Consider the following 15,619-nt stretch of genomic DNA (forward strand, 5'->3'; position numbering starts at 1 on the left):
CCGCGCGGTGCGGGCGGGTCCGGGGCGCCAGGCCGCCGGCGTGCGAGCAGACCAGGCCGGCGCCCGTCTGCGCCGCCACCTGGGCCAGGGCCGGGCCGGCGCCGGACCAGGTGTCGTTGAGCAGGTCGGCGCCCGCCGCCACCGCCTCCACCGCCACCTCGGCCCGCCAGGTGTCGATCGAGATCACCACGTCGGGGAAGGCGGCCCGGACGGCGGCGATGGTCGCCACCGTGCGACGGATCTCCTCGGCCACGTCGACCTCGGCGCCGGGACCGGCCTTGACCCCGCCGATGTCGATGATCTCGGCGCCCTCCTCGACCGCCCGCTCCACGGCGCGCAGCGCGCTGTCCTGCGCGAAGGTCGCGCCCTGGTCGAAGAACGAGTCCGGCGTGCGGTTGACGATCGCCATCACCACCAGCTCGTCCGGGCCGAACGTGCGCCCACCGAGCCGAAGCGCCCCGGCCATGCCGCCTCCTGAAGGTCACCGCCGACCCGTCCCCGCCGTCGGCCGATGACGACGCTAGCCGGTCCGCCCGGGTCGGGCCCCGCCGGTCCGCCGTCGCCGCCCTCCGTACCGGTGCGTCGGGCGGGGGTCTTCGGCACGGATCCGGGGCGCGGCGGGTGGCGGGGTCGCTCCCGGCGGTTCGACATGCCACGATCTGTGCATGGGTCAGGTTCTGCTCCTGCTGGTCGTGGCGTTGACCGTCGCGGCGGTCGTGTTCGGGGTGACGGTGCTGGTCTCCGGCCGGGATCCCGGCCTGGTGCCGGCCGAGCCGGACGGACGGTCCGTGCCGCTGCCGGCGTCCCGCCCGCTCGCCGAGTCCGACGTGGGTGAGGTCCGGTTCGACACGGCGCTGCGGGGCTACCGCATGGCCCAGGTCGACCACGCGTTGCGCCGGGCCGCCTACGACATCGGCTACAAGTCCGAGCTGATCGGCGTGCTGGAGGCGGAGGTCGCCGCGCTCCGCGAGGGGCGGACGGCGGATGCCGACGCCCTGCGCCGGGCGCGGGAGCAGGCGGCCGGAGCCGCCGCCGAGTCGTCGCCGGAGGCCCGGGGGACGGTGCCGGTCGGGGCCGACCGCCCGGACGCACCGGGGGACACCGACGTGGTCGTCGCGCCGATCCCCGCGTTCGCGGGCCCGACCGTCGCGTCCGCGGCGAAGGACGCGACGCCGGCCGGCTCCGCAGCCACCGGGCACCCCGGCGACGCCGCCTTCGCCCGGCCCGGCGCCGACCGCGCCGCCGACCGGACCGGCGACGCCGACGCCGACGCCGACACCGACGCCGACGCCGACGCCGACGCCGCCGTGGACCGGACGGAGGCGGGCGATACCGCCGTGGACCGGTCTGACGCGGCCGATACCGCCGTGGACCGGTCTGACGCGGCCGACACCGCCGTGGACCGGACCGACGCCGCCGGTACCGCCGTGGACCGGCCCGGCGCGGGGGACACGGCCGTGAACCGGACCGAGGCGGGCGACGGCACGACGCGGCCGGCGGGTGACGCGACCAGCCCCGGCCCGGTGGTCGGGTCGGGGTCGGAGTCGAAGTGACCGGTCCGGAACCCGGCGACGACCTGCGCGACGTGGCGCAGCCCGGCGCGGGCGAGGTCACCGCAACGGTGATCGTCGACGCGCCGGCGGAGCGGGTCTTCGCGGCGCTGACCGCCTGGGAGCGGCAGTCGGACTGGATCCCCTTCACCACCGTCCGGGTGGTCGAGGGCGACGGCGGCGAGGGCAGCCTGGTCGAGGCGGTCACGGCGCTCGGCCCCGCCGTGCTGCGTGACGAGATGCGGGTGGTCCGGGTGGACGCGCCCTACGAGGTGGGCGTGGTGCACTGCGGGAAGTTGCTGCGCGGCCCCGGCGTGCTCCGCTGCACGCCGCTGGAGCGGAACCGCACCCAGGTGGTCTGGCACGAGTGGTTCCACCTGCCCGGCGGGCCGGCGGGCCGGGTGGCCTGGCCGGTGCTCTGGCCCGGGTCGAAGTTCAGCCTCAGCCAGGCGCTGAAGAAGTTCGGTCGGCTGGTGGAGCAGGGCCGGCTCCCCTGACCGGGGCGGCCGTGGATCGTGCCCCGTCGGGCGACTTGGCTTGATCGACTCGATGTCGCCGACATCGGGGTGTCGGCGTGACCGGGACGCCCCGATGTCGGCGAACCCGGGCGGACCGGGCCCGGCGGCCGGGGCGCTGCGCGGGGCCGCAGGGCGCGGGCCCGTCGGGGCCGTGCCCTAGCGTGGACGTGTGACTGACCTGGTGATCGGCGCCGACGGGCTGCCGCGATGCGGCTGGGGGCACAGCACCCCCGACTACGCCGCCTACCACGACACCGAGTGGGGCCGGCCCCTGCGCGGCGACGACGCGCTCTACGAGCGGCTCACGCTGGAGGCGTTCCAGTCGGGGCTGTCCTGGCTGACCATCCTGCGCAAACGTCCCGCGTTCCGGCTGGCCTTCGACGAGTTCCGGATCGAGACCGTGGCCGACTACGGCGACGCCGACGTCGCCCGGCTGCTCGCCGACGCCGGCATCGTCCGCAACCGGGCCAAGATCGAGGCGGCGATCGCCAACGCCCGGGCGGCGCTGGAGCTTCCGGAGGGGCTCTCCGCGCTGCTCTGGTCCTTCGCCCCACCGCCCCGGCCGGCCCGACCCACGTCGTTCGCGGAGGTGCCGGCGCTGACCGCCGAGTCCACCGCGATGGCCAAGGCGCTCAAGAAGCGCGGCTTCCGCTTCGTCGGCCCGACCACGGCCTACGCGTTGATGCAGGCCACCGGGATGGTCGACGACCACCTTGCGGGCTGCCACGTCGTGGCGGCGCGGGCGGCGTGATGGGATGGAGGCCATGACGACCGACACCGCGCACCGGGCGGACGGGGCGCGCCCCGCCGACGGCACGGGCGCCTGGGCGGTGCTGCTGCCCACCGGGCGCTACGAGGCCGAGCGGCTCGTCCACCACGACACGCTCGAGTTGACCGGCCTGGCCGACGTCGCCCGACCCCGCCCCGGCGACCGGGTGGCCGTGCTGGTCGACGCGCCGCCCCGGCTGGTGGCGCTGGGCCGGGTCACCGGGGCCGGCGGCGAGGAGCGGGAGGACCCGGACGACCCGCAGTCCGAGCGGGTGGAGGCGCCGCTGGTGGTGGCGTACACCCGGCGGGCCTTCGACGAGCCGGCGCCGGCCGACGCGCTGGCGCTCGACGGGCCGGTGACCGCGCTGGACCCGGCGGCCTTCCGGGCCCTGGCCGACCGGCTCGGCCCGCCGCCGCAGCGGCGCTCCTGGCTGGTCAGCCTGGACCTGCCGATCGAGGCCGCGTCGCCCGCCGAGGCGGTCCGCCTGTTCTGGGCCTACGTGCAGGAGCTGGGCCCCCGCGAGCTGCCGGCCTTCGTCTCGCCCTCCGGCGACGAGCTGGCCATGCAGGCGTTCGTGCTCGGCGCGGAGGCCAACCAGGATCCGGAGGAGGACGACTGACCCGACCGGCGACAGCCGCCCGGCCCACCGCCTGCGAAATGCGGGGCCGGGCCGGGCCGGGGGAGGCGTCAGCGGCCCTCGAAGACCGGCTTCTGCTTGTTGACGAAGGCCAGGGTGCCGGCGCGGTGGTCGGCGGTGCCCCCGCAGATCGACTGCGCCTGCGCCTCGGCGGACAGGGCGTCGGCCAGCGTGCCCGCGTCGGCGATGGAGAGCTGCCGCTTGATCGCCCCGTACGCGACGGTCGGGCCGGCGGCCAGCCGGGCGGCCAGCTCCTGCGCGGTCGGCAGCACCTGCTCGTCGTCCTCCACCAGGCGGTTGAGCAGCCCGATCTGGCAGGCGTCCGTCGCGCCCACCGGCTCGGCCAGCATCAGCAGCTCGATGGCCTTCGCGTGCCCGACCAGCCGGGGCAGCGTCCAGGAGGCGCCGGTGTCGGCGGCGAGCCCGACCTTGGCGAACGCCATCAGGAAGCTGGTCGACGGCCCGCCGATGCGGATGTCGGCGAGGAACGCCAGCGAGGCGCCCGCCCCGGCGGCCATGCCCCGCACGGCGGCGACCACCGGCTTGGGCAGGTTGGCCAGCCGGGCGGCGATCGGGTTGTAGTGCGCGCGGACGGTGTCCAGCGGGTTGCCGTCGGTGGACTCCAGGGTCTGCACGTGCTCACGCAGGTCCTGGCCGGCGCTGAACGACCGACCCGCGCCCGCGAGCACCACTGCGCGGCAGGACCGGTCGGTCTCCAACTCGGCCAGCGTGTCCCGCAGCGCCTCCTTGAGCGCGACGTCGAGCGCGTTCATCGCCGTGGGGCGGTTCAGCGTCAGGGTGACGACGGCGTCGGTGCGGTCGACGAGCAGCGGCTCGGTCACTTCTAACGACCCTTCTGTCGGGCGATGCGGTTGCCGGAGTCGAGGCACTGCTCGACGTACCGGTCGGCGGCCGGCCGCAGCCGTGCCGCGTGCCGGTCGAAGAAACTGGCCGCGGCGGTGCCGGGCCAACGCTCGGGAAGCAGCGCCGGGGGCAACTGCGGGTCCCGGAACAGGAAGGTACGCCACGCGTGCACGAGCCGGAACCGGGCGGCGTACGCCTCCTCGTCGAGGCTGCGCACGGTGACCCCGGCCAGCAGCGGTCGCTGCTCGGCGACGAACTGCTCGTACGCCTGGCCGATCTCCGTCAGGTCCCAGGCCCGGCGCACCACGCCCATCGCGCCGGGGGTGCCGGCGGTGTGCGCGGCGGTGAACCGCTCGTAGCGCACGCCCGCCTCGTCGAGCAGCACGTCCACGTCCTCGCCGGGCCGGGTCGCCACCCAGGTGCACTCGTCCAGGGCGCCGTAGCCGAGGAAGGTCAGGTTGGCGGCGAGCCGCTGCCGGTCCCGCCGGGACAGGGGGGCCTCCAGCACCAGCAGGTCGAACCGCCCGTCCCAGGTGATCCGGCCCGTCCGGTAGATCCGCGCGGCCGCCTCGTCCAGCCGGCGGGCGGCTTTCGGGGTGATCGAATATCCCGGTCCGGAGGTCAGCCGACACGGGTCGAGCCACCCCTGACGGACCATCCGGGAGACCGCCGTGCGCACGGCGGGCGGGGCGATCCCGAGCGGCGCCAGCAGCCTGACCAGGGCGGCGACGGGTGCCCGGCCGCCCCTCGCCCGGAGGTGGTCGCCGTACAGGTCGAAGAGTGCCGACCGTGCCTGCATGACCGCACATTGTGACAGGCCTTCTCAGGATAAGCTAGATGCTGTTACATCAATGCTGCTTCGGTTTGGGTCCGGCGGTGTTCATCAGGGAAAATCGTTGGTCGACACCCCCGCGTAGGTTGCGGTGGTCAAGACGAAGTGGCTGTGGGGCAACCCACCGACCCTGGTGTAGGTCTGAGGGGAGACAACATGGCGGCGATGAAGCCGCGGACGGGCGACGGTCCGCTGGAAGTCACCAAGGAGGGCCGGGGCATCGTCATGCGCGTCCCGCTGGAGGGCGGTGGCCGGCTCGTCGTCGAGATGACTCCCGACGAGGCCAACGCGCTCGGTGACGCACTGAAGGCAGCCGCCGGCTGACCGAGGAACGGTCCGCGCGCCCGCGTGGGCCTTTCGTCAACCCCTGAGCCACCGGCCCCGCCGGTGGCTCAGGGTCTTCATTCTCCCGCGGAGCCACGCTCCGCGAGCTTCCTGGAGGTACGGCTCCGCGTGCTCGCCATCCGTCTGCTCGCCGAGCCGGACCGGCTCGACACCCTCGTTCTGCCCGTCCGGCCAGGTGCGGCCGGCGACGAACCGGCCCGACCGGCCCCGGCCGGGGCGACGCTGCCCGACGGCGTGGCCGAGGAGGCCGTCGCCCTGGTGCCGGCGGCCCGACTGACCGGGCGCCCCGGTGAGGTCCATGCGCAGTTGCGACCCGGGCGGGACCCCGGCCGGCTGCTGCTGCTCGGCGTCGGCGAGGGCGACGAGGCCGGCTGGCGGACGGCCGGCGCGGCTCTGGCCCGGGCCGCGAAGGATGAGATCCACGTCACGTTGGCCATGCCGGCCGACGCCACCGAGGCGGCCGTACGCGGACTGGTCGAGGGGCTGCTGCTGGCCTCGTACCGGTTCCGGCTGACCGACGCCGGCACCGCCCCCGCCCTGGCGGAGGTCGACGTCGTGGTGGCCGACCCGGACGCGCACAGCACGGCACTGGAGGTGGCCCGGACGACGGCCCGGATGACCCGGTTCGCCCGCGACCTCACCAACACCCCCTCGTCGGTGAAGAACCCGCAGTGGTTCGCCGACCAGGTCGCCGCCCTCGCCGCCGACGTGCCGGACCTGCACCTGCGGGTCCGCGACCCGGAGGAGCTGGCGGCCGAGGGCTTCGGCGGGATCCTCGCCGTCGGGGGCGGCTCGGCCAGCGGCCCGCGCCTGGTCGAGCTGGACTGGCGGCCGGCCGACGCGCGTACCCACGTGGTGCTGGTCGGCAAGGGGATCACGTTCGACACCGGCGGCATCTCGATCAAGCCGGTGGCGTCGATGAAGCTGATGCGCAAGGACATGGCGGGGGCGGCGGCGGTGGTCGCGGCGACCCTCGGCGCGGCGGCCCTGCGCCTGCCGGTCCGGGTCACCACGCTCGCGCCGCTGGCGGAGAACATGCTCAGCGGCTCGGCGTTCCGCCCCGGCGACATCATCCGCCACTACGGCGGCACGACCAGCGAGACCACCAACTCCGACGCCGAGGGGCGGCTCGTCCTGGCCGACGCGCTCGCGTACGCCGTCGCCGAACTCCAGCCCGACCTGCTGGTCGACCTCGCCACGCTCACCGGGGCGAACGCGGTAGCGCTGGGCAAGCGCACCGGCGCCCTCTACAGCGACAACGACGGGCTCGCCGCGGACGTGCTGGCCGCGATCGCCGCCGCCGGCGAGGCCGCCTGGCGGATGCCGCTGCCCGCCGACTACGCCGAGCACCTCGGCAGCGACCTGGCCGACCTGCACAGCTCGCCGGACCGGGGCGCCGGCTCCGTGATGGCCGCGCTCTACCTGCGGGAGTTCACCGGCGGGCTGCGCGACCGGTGGCTGCACGTGGACATGTCCGCGCCCTCGTGGGCCGACGGCGACGACGCCGAGCTGACCCGGGGCGCGACCGGCTGGGGCGTACGCTCGCTGCTGCGCTGGCTGGGCTCGCTGGGTTGACCGGCCGGCGGCGCCCGCCCCCGGCGGGCCCCCGGTCAGCGGCGGGTCAGCACTTGACGGCGGCGAGCAGCCCGTGGCCGACCGGCAGCAGCGCCGGGATCCAGTGCTCGGACTCCCGGATCGCCTTGATCGCCTCGCGGACGGTCACCGTCTCGACGTCCCGGGCGGCGGGGTCGCCGATCCGGCCGCCGGCCAGCGTGCCGTTGAGCGCGACCACGCCGCCCGGCCGCAGCAGCCGCAGCGCGGCGTCCACGCAGGCGGCGAACCCGGTCGCCTCGGCGTCCACGAAGACCAGGTCGTACGCGCCGTCGGCGAGCCGGGGGAGCACGTCCAGCGCCCGGCCGGTGATGATCCGGGTGCGACCGGCGGCGAAGCCCGCCTCGGTGAAGATCCGCCGGGCGATCCGCTGGTGCTCGACCTCGACGTCGATGGTGGTGAGTACGCCGTCGGCGCGCATCCCGCGCAGCAGCCAGACCCCGCTGACCCCCGTGCCGGTGCCGATCTCCACCACCGCCCGGGCGCTGCCGGCGGCGGCGAGCAGGCGCAGCGCCGCGCCGGCGCCGGGGGTCACCGCCTCCAGGCCGACCTCGTGGGCCAGGCTGCGGGCGGTGCGCAGGACGAGATCCTCGGTCACGTACGACTCGGCGAAGTGCAGGGTCTGGGCCGTCGAATTGCCGGAACCGGCGACCGTGGCGATGGGACACCTCCGGGCGGCATGCGTGGTGCGGGGGCGGGTGGGCACTGTGAGCCTAGAGGCGACGTCGAACGGGCGCAGCCGCGCGTCCGCCACCCGACGATCACGGTCGGCAACCGGTGACTCCATCCGTGGCATCCGTGTAATCCTGGAAGCGGTGTTCCGGCCAGCGCGACCGGGCGACGCTGTCGCCGGGTCCGTGGAGCGCGGGATCCGGGGATGGACTGGGAGGGCACCGACGTGACCGACGGCTGGGACTGGCGCCAGCCCGGGGGAACTCCGGCGCCGGCGCGACCGCCGGTGTCCGGACATCCGCCGGTGGGGTCGCCGCCGACGCCTCAGGGCGCCGGGGGCGGCACGACTTCGCCCTGGTGGTCCGACGCGCTGGCCGACCCGTGGCGCGACCCGGCCGCGCCGACCGCCGTGGTGCTGCCGGCCGCGCCGAGCCCCGGCACCGAGCCGGAGCCGGTCAGCGACCCGGACGCCCCGGGCCGGCCGACGCTGCGGCAGCTCCTCCTCATCCCGTTGATCACCGCGCTGCTCGCGGGCAGCCTGGGCGGCGCGCTCGGGTACGCCTTCGCGGTGCGCGGGGGCGCCATGGGCGGCACGGTGCTCGGCGCGGACCCGCAGGCGCCCGGCCTGGCCCAGCGAAGGCCCGAGTCGCTGGCCGGGGTCGCCGAGCGGGTGCTGCCCAGCGTGGTGACCGTCCGGGTGGCGGGCCTCGGCGGCACGAGCGAGGGCTCCGGCTTCATCGCCAGCGCCGACGGGCACGTCATCACCAACGACCACGTGGTGGCGGGGGCGACCGGCAAGGCGTCGGTGGTCTTCAACGACGGCAGTTCGGCCCCGGCGACCGTCGTCGGGCAGGACCCGGAGTCCGACATCGCGGTGATCAAGGTCTCCCGGACGGGCCTGCGGCCGGTCGAGTTCGGCGACTCCGACGCGCTTGCCGTGGGCGACCCGGTGCTGGCCATGGGCTCGCCGCTCTCGCTGGCCAACACGGTCACGGCCGGCATCGTCAGCGCCCTGGACCGGACGATGCGGGCCGGCGAGCCTGGCGGCCCGACGCGCTACTACGCGGCGATCCAGACCGACGCGGCGGTCAACCACGGCAACTCGGGCGGCCCGCTTGTCGACGGCGCGGGCCGGGTGATCGGGGTCAACTCGACGATCAAGTCGCTGGTCTCCGAGGGGCAGGAGGCGGGCAACATCGGCCTCGCTTTCGCCATCCCGATCAACCAGGCGAAGCGGATCACGCAGGACATCATCGGCACCGGCAAGGCCCGGCGCACGGTGATCGGCGCCCAGGTCGGCGGGTCCGGCGCAGTCACCGGAGGAGCCGGCGTACGCCTGGCGGCCGTGGAGCCGTCCGGCCCGGCGGCGGGCGCGGGGCTGCGGGCCGGTGACGTGATCCTGAAGCTCGACGGTCGTCCGATGACCGAACCGACCGACCTGATCGCCCTGGTCCGGAAGTTCGCGCCCGGCGCGGTGGTGACCGTGGAGTACCGCCGGGGCGCCAACCGGCAGAACGCCTCCGTGACCCTGGCCGCGGACGCCAAGTAGGGACCGTCACCCCCTCCCCGGCCGGTGCCCCACGTGCGTAGTCTTGCTGCTGACGCCGAAGGAGGCCCGCGCAGTGTTCGAGAACCTGAACTGGTGGGAGATCGGTGCGCTGCTGCTCCTGGCGCTGCTGATCTTCGGTGACCGGCTGCCCGCGGTGATCAGCGACGGCCTGCGCATGGTGCGCAACCTGCGCGCGATGGCCAGCAACGCCACCACCGACCTCAGCCGCGAGCTGGGCACCGACATCCAGCTGGAGGACCTGCACCCGAAGGCGTTCATCCGCAAGCACCTGCTCAGCGAGGAGGACGAGCAGGCGATCCGGAAGCCCCTCCAGGGCGTCTACGACAACCTGCGGGCGGACGTCACCGGCGTGCACAACGAGCTGAAGGACGTGGCATCCGCCGCCGACGTACGCGCGAACGGCAGCCGCCCGGCGACGGCCACCGGCGCCGCCCCGGCCCCCGCCCCCCGGGTCAGCTACGACGACGCGACCTGATCCCGGGTCAGCTACGACGCGACGCGAGCTGATCCCGGGCCAGCGGCGCCGATGCGACCTGACTCCGTGAACGGCGAGGTCGCGCCGATCCGGCCCGCCTCGGCGTCGCCACGGACGGCGACGGGGGCGGCGCTCCCGGGGGAACGCCGCCCCCGTGCGGGTGGCGACAGCGCCGGCCGTGGCCGGCGTACGGTCAGCGGCCGGCGGGCTTGAGGCCCAGCGGCTTGCCGAGCAGCGACTCCCGGCGCAGGGCGAGCCGGTCGGCGACCTGGCCCAGCGCCTTCGCGGCCGGCGACTCCGGCTCGGCCAGCACGATCGGGGTGCCCACGTCGCCGGCCTCGCGCACGCGGGTGTCGAGCGGGACCTGCCCGAGCAGCGGCACCTGCGCGCCGATGGTCTTCGTCAGCGACTCGGCGACCGCCTGGCCGCCGCCCGCGCCGAAGACCTCCATCCGGGAGCCGTCCGGCAGCTCCAGCCAGGACATGTTCTCGATGACGCCGACCACGCGCTGGTGGGTCTGCAACGCGATCGCGCCGGCCCGCTCCGCCACCTCGGCGGCGGCGGTCTGCGGGGTCGTGACGATCAGGATCTCGGAGTTGGGCAGCAGTTGGGCCAGGGAGATCGCCACGTCGCCGGTGCCCGGGGGCAGGTCGAGCAGGAGCACGTCCAGCTCGCCCCAGTAGACGTCGGCGAGGAACTGCTGCAACGCCCGGTGCAGCATCGGGCCGCGCCACACCACGGCGGCGTTGCCGGCGGTGAACATGCCGATCGAGATGACCTTCACGCCGTGCGACTGCGGCGGCATGATCATGTCCTCGACGCGGGTCGGGCGCCCGTCCGCGCCGAGCATCCGGGGCACCGAGTGGCCGTAGATGTCGGCGTCGACCACGCCGACGGAGAGCCCGCGGGCGGCCAGCGCGGCGGCCAGGTTGACCGTCACGCTGGACTTGCCGACGCCGCCCTTGCCGCTGGCGACCGCGTACACGCGGGTGCGGGAGCCCGGCTGGGCGAACGGGATGACCGGCTCCTGGGAGGCGCCGCCGCCGCGCAGCTTCGCCTGGAGCTCCTGGCGCTGCTCGGGGCTCATCACGCCGAACTCGATCGCCACGCCGGTCACCCCGGGCACCGCGCCGACGGCGGCCGTGATGTCCGAGCGCAGCTTGTCCTTCAGCGGGCAGCCGGCGACGGTGAGCAGCAGCTCGACCCGTACGACGCCGTCGTCGCCGACCTCGGCGGAGCGGACCATGCCCAGCTCGGTGATGGGCCGGCGGATCTCCGGGTCGTTGACGGTGGCCAGCGCGGCCTGGATCGCGTCGGAGACGGTGCTGACGGGTGCTGACATGCCCGCAATGCTACGTCGGCGGCCCTGCCCCACCGCCGTCAGCGGGGGGCGGTGTGAGCGAATCGATGGCGACGGCTGCGCTGGGCGGCATACCGGACGTAGCGGGACGATCGAGTCGGTCCCGCTGCGCCGGGCCCCCGGAGCAGGCGGCGTCCGGGCCGCTCAGGCGTCGGCCTCCCGGCCCTCCGGGCGGCCGTCGTGGGCCTGATCGCCGTCCAGGTCGTCGCGGGGCTCCTCCAGCCCGTCGCCGTGCTGCGGGACCCTGTCCTGCTGCCGGCGCTCCAGCCGCTGCCGGCGCCGGCCCGCCTCGTCCAGCTCCTCGGCCAGCCGGGCCAGCTCCGAACGGAGGAAGTCCCGGGTCGCGACCTCGCCCATCGCGTTGCGCAGCGCGGCGATCTCCCGCGCCAGGTACTCCGTGTCGGCCTTCTGCATGGTCGCCCGGCGGCGGTCCTCCTCCAGGGAGACCCGGTCCCGGTCGGCCTGCCGGTTCTGCGCCAGCAGGATCAGCGGGGCCGCGTAGCTGGCCTGGAGGGACAGCACCAGGGTCAGGAACGTGAAGGTGTACGGGTCGAAGCGCAGGTGCGCCGGGGCCAGGGTGTTCCAGCCGAACCACAGCGCGATCACGATCGTCATGTAGACGATGAAGTTCGCGGTGCCCATCCCCCGGGCGATCCCCTCGGACCACCGGCCGAAGGCCTCCGGGTCGAACCGGGGCAGCTTGACGCCCCGGGGCTCGCGCGGCTGGTCGAGCCGCTGCGCCCGTCGTTGCTCAGCCATCCGCGCCGTCCAGCGTCGGCCCGGTGGTGGACGGGCGCTCGGCGGCGTCCCGGTCCCGCCAGTCCCGGGGCAGGAGGTGGTCCAGCACGTCGTCGACCGTGACCGCGCCGACCAGTCGGTTGTTGCGGTCGATGACGGGCATGGCGACCAGGTCGTACGTGGCCATCCGGCGGGTGATCTCCGGCAGCGGGGTGGTCGGCCGCAGCGGGTCGATGTCGTTGACCACGATGCCGCCGAGCAGGTCGGCCGGCGGCTCGCGGAGCAGCCGCTGGAAGTGCACCATGCCGAGGTAACGGCCGGTCGGCGTGGTCATCGGCGCCCGGGACACGAAGACCTGCGCGGCGATCGCGGGGGAGAGCTGCGGCTCCCGGATCCGGGCCAGGGCCTCGGCGACGGTGGCGTCCGGCGGCAGGATGACCGGCTCGGAGGTCATCACGCTGCCCGCCGTTCCCGGCGTGTACTTGAGCAGCTGACGCACCGGGTCGGCCTCGCCCGGCTGCATCAGGTCGAGCAGGACGTCCTGCTCGGGCGGCGGCAGCTCACTGAGCAGGTCGGCGGCGTCGTCCGGGTCCATCTCCTCCAGCACGTCGGCGGCCCGCTCGCGGTCCAGCGCGGCCAGGATCTCCACCTGGTCGCGCTCCGGCAGCTCGCTCAGTACGTCGGCCAGGCGCTCGTCGTCGAGCGCGGCGGCGACCTCGTTGCGCCGGGTGTCGGGGAGATCCTGGAGGGCGTTGGCGAGGTCGGCGGGGCGCATGTCCTCCAGCACCGAGAGCAGGTTGGCCGTGCCCCGGCTGTCGGCGATGCCGCTGAGCCCGCGTACCCGCTCCCACTCGACCTGGTGCAGGTGGCCCCGGCGGGTCAACCGGCCGGTCTGCTCGCGTACGGCGACCCGGGCCAGCGACCACTCGCCGCCCCGGCTGCACTCCATCGCCACGTCGACCACGGAGCCCGACTGCCCGCCGGGCTCGACCTGCACCCGGCGGTCGAGCAGCTCCTGGAGCACGAGCAGCTCGTTCGGGCGCTTCTCGAAGCGGCGCAGGTTGAGCGTGCCGCTGCCGAGCACGACCGCGTCGGCGTCGATGGAGGTGATCCGGTTCAGCGAGAGGAAGATGCGCCGCCGCATCGGCATCTCGGCGACGAGACCGACCACCTCGGGCGGGCGTTGCGTCGGCCGCAGCCTGCCCACCGCGTCGCGGACCCGGCCCACCTGGTCGCCGTTGGGATCGAAGACGGCCACCCCGGCGAGCCGGGCGAGGTAGACCCGGGTCGGCGTGCTCACGGGCACCAGCCTAAGCGCCTAGTGTTTATCAACATGTCGACCTTGGCCTACGAGATCGTGGACGTCTTCACCGACCGCCCGTTCGCCGGCAACCCGCTGGCGGTGGTGTTCGGCGCCGAAGGGCTTGCCACCGAGCAGATGCAGGCGCTCGCGCTGGAGTTCAACCTCTCCGAGACGGTGTTCGTGCTCCCGCCCACCCAGGTCGGCGCCACCTACCGGGCCCGCATCTTCACCCCGGCCGAGGAGCTGCCCTTCGCCGGTCACCCCAGCGTCGGCGCGGCGGTGACCGCCAGCCGCCGTGGGATGTTCGGTGTGGGGCAGGTCACCCAGGAATGTGGGGCGGGCGTGCTGCCGATCGAGGTGACCGCGACCGGGGCCACGCTCACGGGCGGCGTACCCACCCTCGGCCCCGAGCTGGACCCGGAGCCGCTGCTGGAGATGGCCGGCCTGGACGCGGACGACCACGTCGGCCCGGCGCCCCGGGTGGCCGGCTGCGGGCTGGAGTTCCCCTACCTCCCGGTCCGCCCGGACGCGGTGGCCCGCGCACGGGTCAACGCGGCGGCGGCACAGCGGTACGGAGTGGAGCACGTCAGCGTCTTCTCCTGGGACGCCGCCGCTCAAACCGCCCACGCCCGGGTCTTCGTCCCCGGGCTCGGTGTGCCGGAGGACCCGGCCACCGGCTCGGCGGCCCTGGGCCTGGGGGTGTGGCTGGTCGCCAGCGGCCTGCTGCCCGCCGACGGGCGCGCCGAGTACACCGTCCACCAGGGCATCGAGATCAACCGCCCGTCCGTGCTGACCTGCACGGTGACCGCCGAGGACGGTCAGGCGGTGGGCGCCACCGTGGCCGGGCACGTCGTACCGGTGGCCCGGGGCGAGATCACGGTCCCGCCGTTCGTCGGCTGACCTGCGCGATCCGTGCCGCCGGACCGGATCGCCCGGCGTCGTGCCCGTGCCGTGCGTGCCGACCGCGTCGACGGCGGCGCGCGGCCGGACCCCGGGCGGCGCTGACGGGACGGGGGTGGATGCGGGAGGATGCGAGGGTGACCGACGCGGAGCGGACCAGCACGCCGCTGGTCGACGAGGCGATGAAGAAGGCCGCCGTGGCCTGGGTGAGCGTGCCCGGCGGGCCGGCGCTCGCGCTGTGGTGCCTGCCCCTGGAGGGGGCGCTCTTCGTGGTCAGCGGCCCCGGGGAGCAGTCCGCCCCGGGGCTGGCCGACGCGACCGAGGCACAGGTCACCCTGCGCGGTGACCACGGCGGGCGGATCGTCACCTGGCCGGCGCGGGTGAGCCGCCTGGCGCCCGGCAGCGAGCACTGGGAGACGACCGCGCCGCTGGTGGCCGCGAAGCGGCTCAACGCGCCCGGGCCCACGGCCGAACTGGTGCAGCGCTGGGCGGCCGACGGCTGCGCGGTGAACCGGTTGGAGCCGGCCGGCGAGCCGCTCGCCGGCGCCGGGCTGCCCGCGGACTCGCTGGCCGAGGTGCCCCGCGAGACGCCGGCGGTCCGGGCGACCCGCAAGCCGTTCCGCCTGCACCGGGTCCGCCGCCGCTGAAGCGTCCGGCCCGGGGCCCGGGCCTCACGCGGGGACGCAACCCGCCGGCACGGGCACGCCCGCCCGCCCCGGCACCCCGTCGACGAGGCCGACCACCTCGTCGAGCGAGCGCAGCATTGGCCCGGTCCAGGTCTCGTCGGCGTTGAACACCATGTGACCGGCCAGGTCCGGCGCGGCCAGCCGTACGGCTGTCATCCCGGCCCGCTCCGCCCCGGTCAGCTCCTGGCTGCCGCCGTCGCCGACGTAGAGGCAGTCCGCCGGCGCCAGGTCGAGCCGCCGGCACGCCGCCTGGTAGAGCGCCGGGTCCGGCTTGCAGCGCCCCACCTGCACGGAAAAGACCCGCACGTCGAGCAGCGGGGCGATCGGCAGTTGCGGCAGGAACGCCGGCAGCTCGTGCGTGCAGTCGCTGATCACTCCCGTACGCAGGCCGAGCCCCCGCAGCGCGGCGAGCGTGGGCACCGCCTCGTCGCGCAGCCGGGTGTCGGCGCGGATGGCCCGGTGGCGGGAGGCGACCGCCGAGCGGACGGCGTCGTCGGAGGGGTGCACCCCGGCCTGCTCGCAGACCCAGCGCAGGGTCGCCTCGGCGTTGCCGAGCCGCCCGCAGGCCCGCTCGTAGTAGGTGCGGTCGAGCACGTCGACGAGCGTGCGCGGGGCGCAGCCCAGCAGCTCGGCCGTCGACCGGTGGGCCTCGCCCCGCTGCACGGAACGGGTCAGCGTGCCGAAGAAGTCGAACAGGACCGCCTGGTAGGTGGGCATGGGGGAGCGCCTCCGGGCGGTAGGGGAATCGCCGGCGCGGACAGGCGTGATCGTAACGGAGTGCTGACGTTC

At 75.3% G+C, this 15,619-nt stretch carries 17 protein-coding genes and 1 pseudogene; 10 read left to right on the forward strand and 8 right to left on the reverse strand.

Features of this window, described 5'->3' with window-relative positions:
• Positions 1-466, reverse strand: a 466-nt coding sequence (locus tag ACGFNF_RS21675; protein ID WP_393170213.1) for a dihydropteroate synthase, incomplete at its 3' end; no start/stop codon positions are given.
• Between the two features lie 199 nt (positions 467-665).
• On the opposite strand from ACGFNF_RS21675, the pseudogene ACGFNF_RS21680 reads away from it, so the two are divergent.
• The 4 genes and pseudogenes from ACGFNF_RS21680 to ACGFNF_RS21695 form a co-directional block, all read left to right on the forward strand.
• Positions 666-1,028 (forward strand): annotated as a pseudogene (locus tag ACGFNF_RS21680) (DivIVA domain-containing protein); the annotation flags it as partial.
• Positions 1,029-1,549: 521 nt separating this feature from the next.
• Entirely contained in the window at positions 1,550-2,047 is a 498-nt protein-coding gene (locus ACGFNF_RS21685; protein WP_132231660.1) for an SRPBCC family protein, read from the forward strand.
• Positions 2,048-2,237: 190 nt separating this feature from the next.
• A complete protein-coding gene (locus ACGFNF_RS21690) occupies positions 2,238-2,819 on the forward strand; it encodes a DNA-3-methyladenine glycosylase I (protein ID WP_151454727.1) in 582 nt (193 codons plus the stop codon).
• A gap of 13 nt (positions 2,820-2,832) precedes the next feature.
• Positions 2,833-3,456: a hypothetical protein gene (locus tag ACGFNF_RS21695; RefSeq protein WP_393170216.1), complete on the forward strand. Its 624-nt coding sequence runs from the start codon at positions 2,833-2,835 to the stop codon at positions 3,454-3,456.
• A 68-nt stretch (positions 3,457-3,524) separates the two neighbouring features.
• Here the strand turns inward: ACGFNF_RS21695 and ACGFNF_RS21700 are convergent, their stop codons facing one another.
• Entirely contained in the window at positions 3,525-4,316 is a 792-nt protein-coding gene (locus ACGFNF_RS21700) for an enoyl-CoA hydratase-related protein (RefSeq protein WP_311410636.1), read from the reverse strand.
• 2 nt (positions 4,317-4,318) lie between these two features.
• On the reverse strand, positions 4,319-5,137 hold the full coding sequence (locus ACGFNF_RS21705; RefSeq protein ID WP_357576614.1) for a PaaX family transcriptional regulator C-terminal domain-containing protein: 819 nt from the start codon (positions 5,135-5,137) through the stop codon (positions 4,319-4,321).
• Positions 5,138-5,326: 189 nt separating this feature from the next.
• On the opposite strand from ACGFNF_RS21705, the gene ACGFNF_RS21710 reads away from it, so the two are divergent.
• Both ACGFNF_RS21710 and ACGFNF_RS21715 read left to right on the forward strand, forming a co-directional pair.
• The gene (locus ACGFNF_RS21710; protein ID WP_007455245.1) at positions 5,327-5,494 is read left to right on the forward strand and encodes a DUF3117 domain-containing protein; all 168 of its coding nucleotides are present in this window, start codon (positions 5,327-5,329) and stop codon (positions 5,492-5,494) included.
• A gap of 129 nt (positions 5,495-5,623) precedes the next feature.
• Positions 5,624-7,090: a leucyl aminopeptidase family protein gene (locus ACGFNF_RS21715; RefSeq protein ID WP_393170218.1), complete on the forward strand. Its 1,467-nt coding sequence runs from the start codon at positions 5,624-5,626 to the stop codon at positions 7,088-7,090.
• Between the two features lie 46 nt (positions 7,091-7,136).
• Here ACGFNF_RS21715 and ACGFNF_RS21720 read toward each other — a convergent pair whose 3' ends face one another.
• Entirely contained in the window at positions 7,137-7,724 is a 588-nt protein-coding gene (locus ACGFNF_RS21720; RefSeq protein ID WP_089003702.1) for an O-methyltransferase, read from the reverse strand.
• Positions 7,725-8,003: 279 nt separating this feature from the next.
• Here ACGFNF_RS21720 and ACGFNF_RS21725 point away from each other — a divergent pair, with 279 nt between their 5' ends.
• The gene (locus ACGFNF_RS21725; RefSeq protein WP_393170220.1) at positions 8,004-9,347 is read left to right on the forward strand and encodes a trypsin-like peptidase domain-containing protein; all 1,344 of its coding nucleotides are present in this window, start codon (positions 8,004-8,006) and stop codon (positions 9,345-9,347) included.
• 73 nt (positions 9,348-9,420) lie between these two features.
• On the forward strand, positions 9,421-9,843 hold the full coding sequence (locus ACGFNF_RS21730; protein WP_132231648.1) for a preprotein translocase subunit TatB: 423 nt from the start codon (positions 9,421-9,423) through the stop codon (positions 9,841-9,843).
• Positions 9,844-10,036: 193 nt separating this feature from the next.
• Here the strand turns inward: ACGFNF_RS21730 and ACGFNF_RS21735 are convergent, their stop codons facing one another.
• From ACGFNF_RS21735 to ACGFNF_RS21745, 3 genes are all read right to left on the reverse strand, one after another.
• The gene (locus ACGFNF_RS21735; RefSeq protein ID WP_357576611.1) at positions 10,037-11,185 is read right to left on the reverse strand and encodes an Mrp/NBP35 family ATP-binding protein; all 1,149 of its coding nucleotides are present in this window, start codon (positions 11,183-11,185) and stop codon (positions 10,037-10,039) included.
• 162 nt (positions 11,186-11,347) lie between these two features.
• Positions 11,348-11,962, reverse strand: a complete 615-nt coding sequence (locus ACGFNF_RS21740) for a DUF1003 domain-containing protein (protein ID WP_357576610.1) — start codon at positions 11,960-11,962, stop codon at positions 11,348-11,350.
• Positions 11,955-13,241 carry a magnesium transporter MgtE N-terminal domain-containing protein gene (locus tag ACGFNF_RS21745; protein WP_357576609.1) on the reverse strand — a complete coding sequence of 429 codons (1,287 nt, stop codon included), beginning with the start codon at positions 13,239-13,241 and terminating at the stop codon, positions 11,955-11,957. The genes ACGFNF_RS21740 and ACGFNF_RS21745 overlap by 8 nt, the downstream gene beginning before the upstream one ends.
• A 33-nt stretch (positions 13,242-13,274) precedes the next feature.
• Between ACGFNF_RS21745 and ACGFNF_RS21750 the strand changes: the two genes are divergently transcribed.
• Positions 13,275-14,144 (forward strand): PhzF family phenazine biosynthesis protein, encoded by an 870-nt coding sequence (locus ACGFNF_RS21750; protein WP_393170223.1) that lies wholly within the window; start codon positions 13,275-13,277, stop codon positions 14,142-14,144.
• A gap of 119 nt (positions 14,145-14,263) precedes the next feature.
• On the forward strand, positions 14,264-14,791 hold the full coding sequence (locus ACGFNF_RS21755) for a hypothetical protein (RefSeq protein WP_393170225.1): 528 nt from the start codon (positions 14,264-14,266) through the stop codon (positions 14,789-14,791).
• A gap of 24 nt (positions 14,792-14,815) precedes the next feature.
• On the opposite strand, the gene ACGFNF_RS21760 is transcribed toward ACGFNF_RS21755, so the two are convergent.
• Positions 14,816-15,547: an HAD family hydrolase gene (locus ACGFNF_RS21760; protein ID WP_393170227.1), complete on the reverse strand. Its 732-nt coding sequence runs from the start codon at positions 15,545-15,547 to the stop codon at positions 14,816-14,818.
• Positions 15,548-15,619 lie beyond the last annotated feature (72 nt).

Origin of the sequence: Micromonospora sp. NPDC048868, from assembly GCF_043198195.1 — a bacterium.
GTDB lineage: Bacteria > Actinomycetota > Actinomycetes > Mycobacteriales > Micromonosporaceae > Micromonospora > Micromonospora reichwaldensis.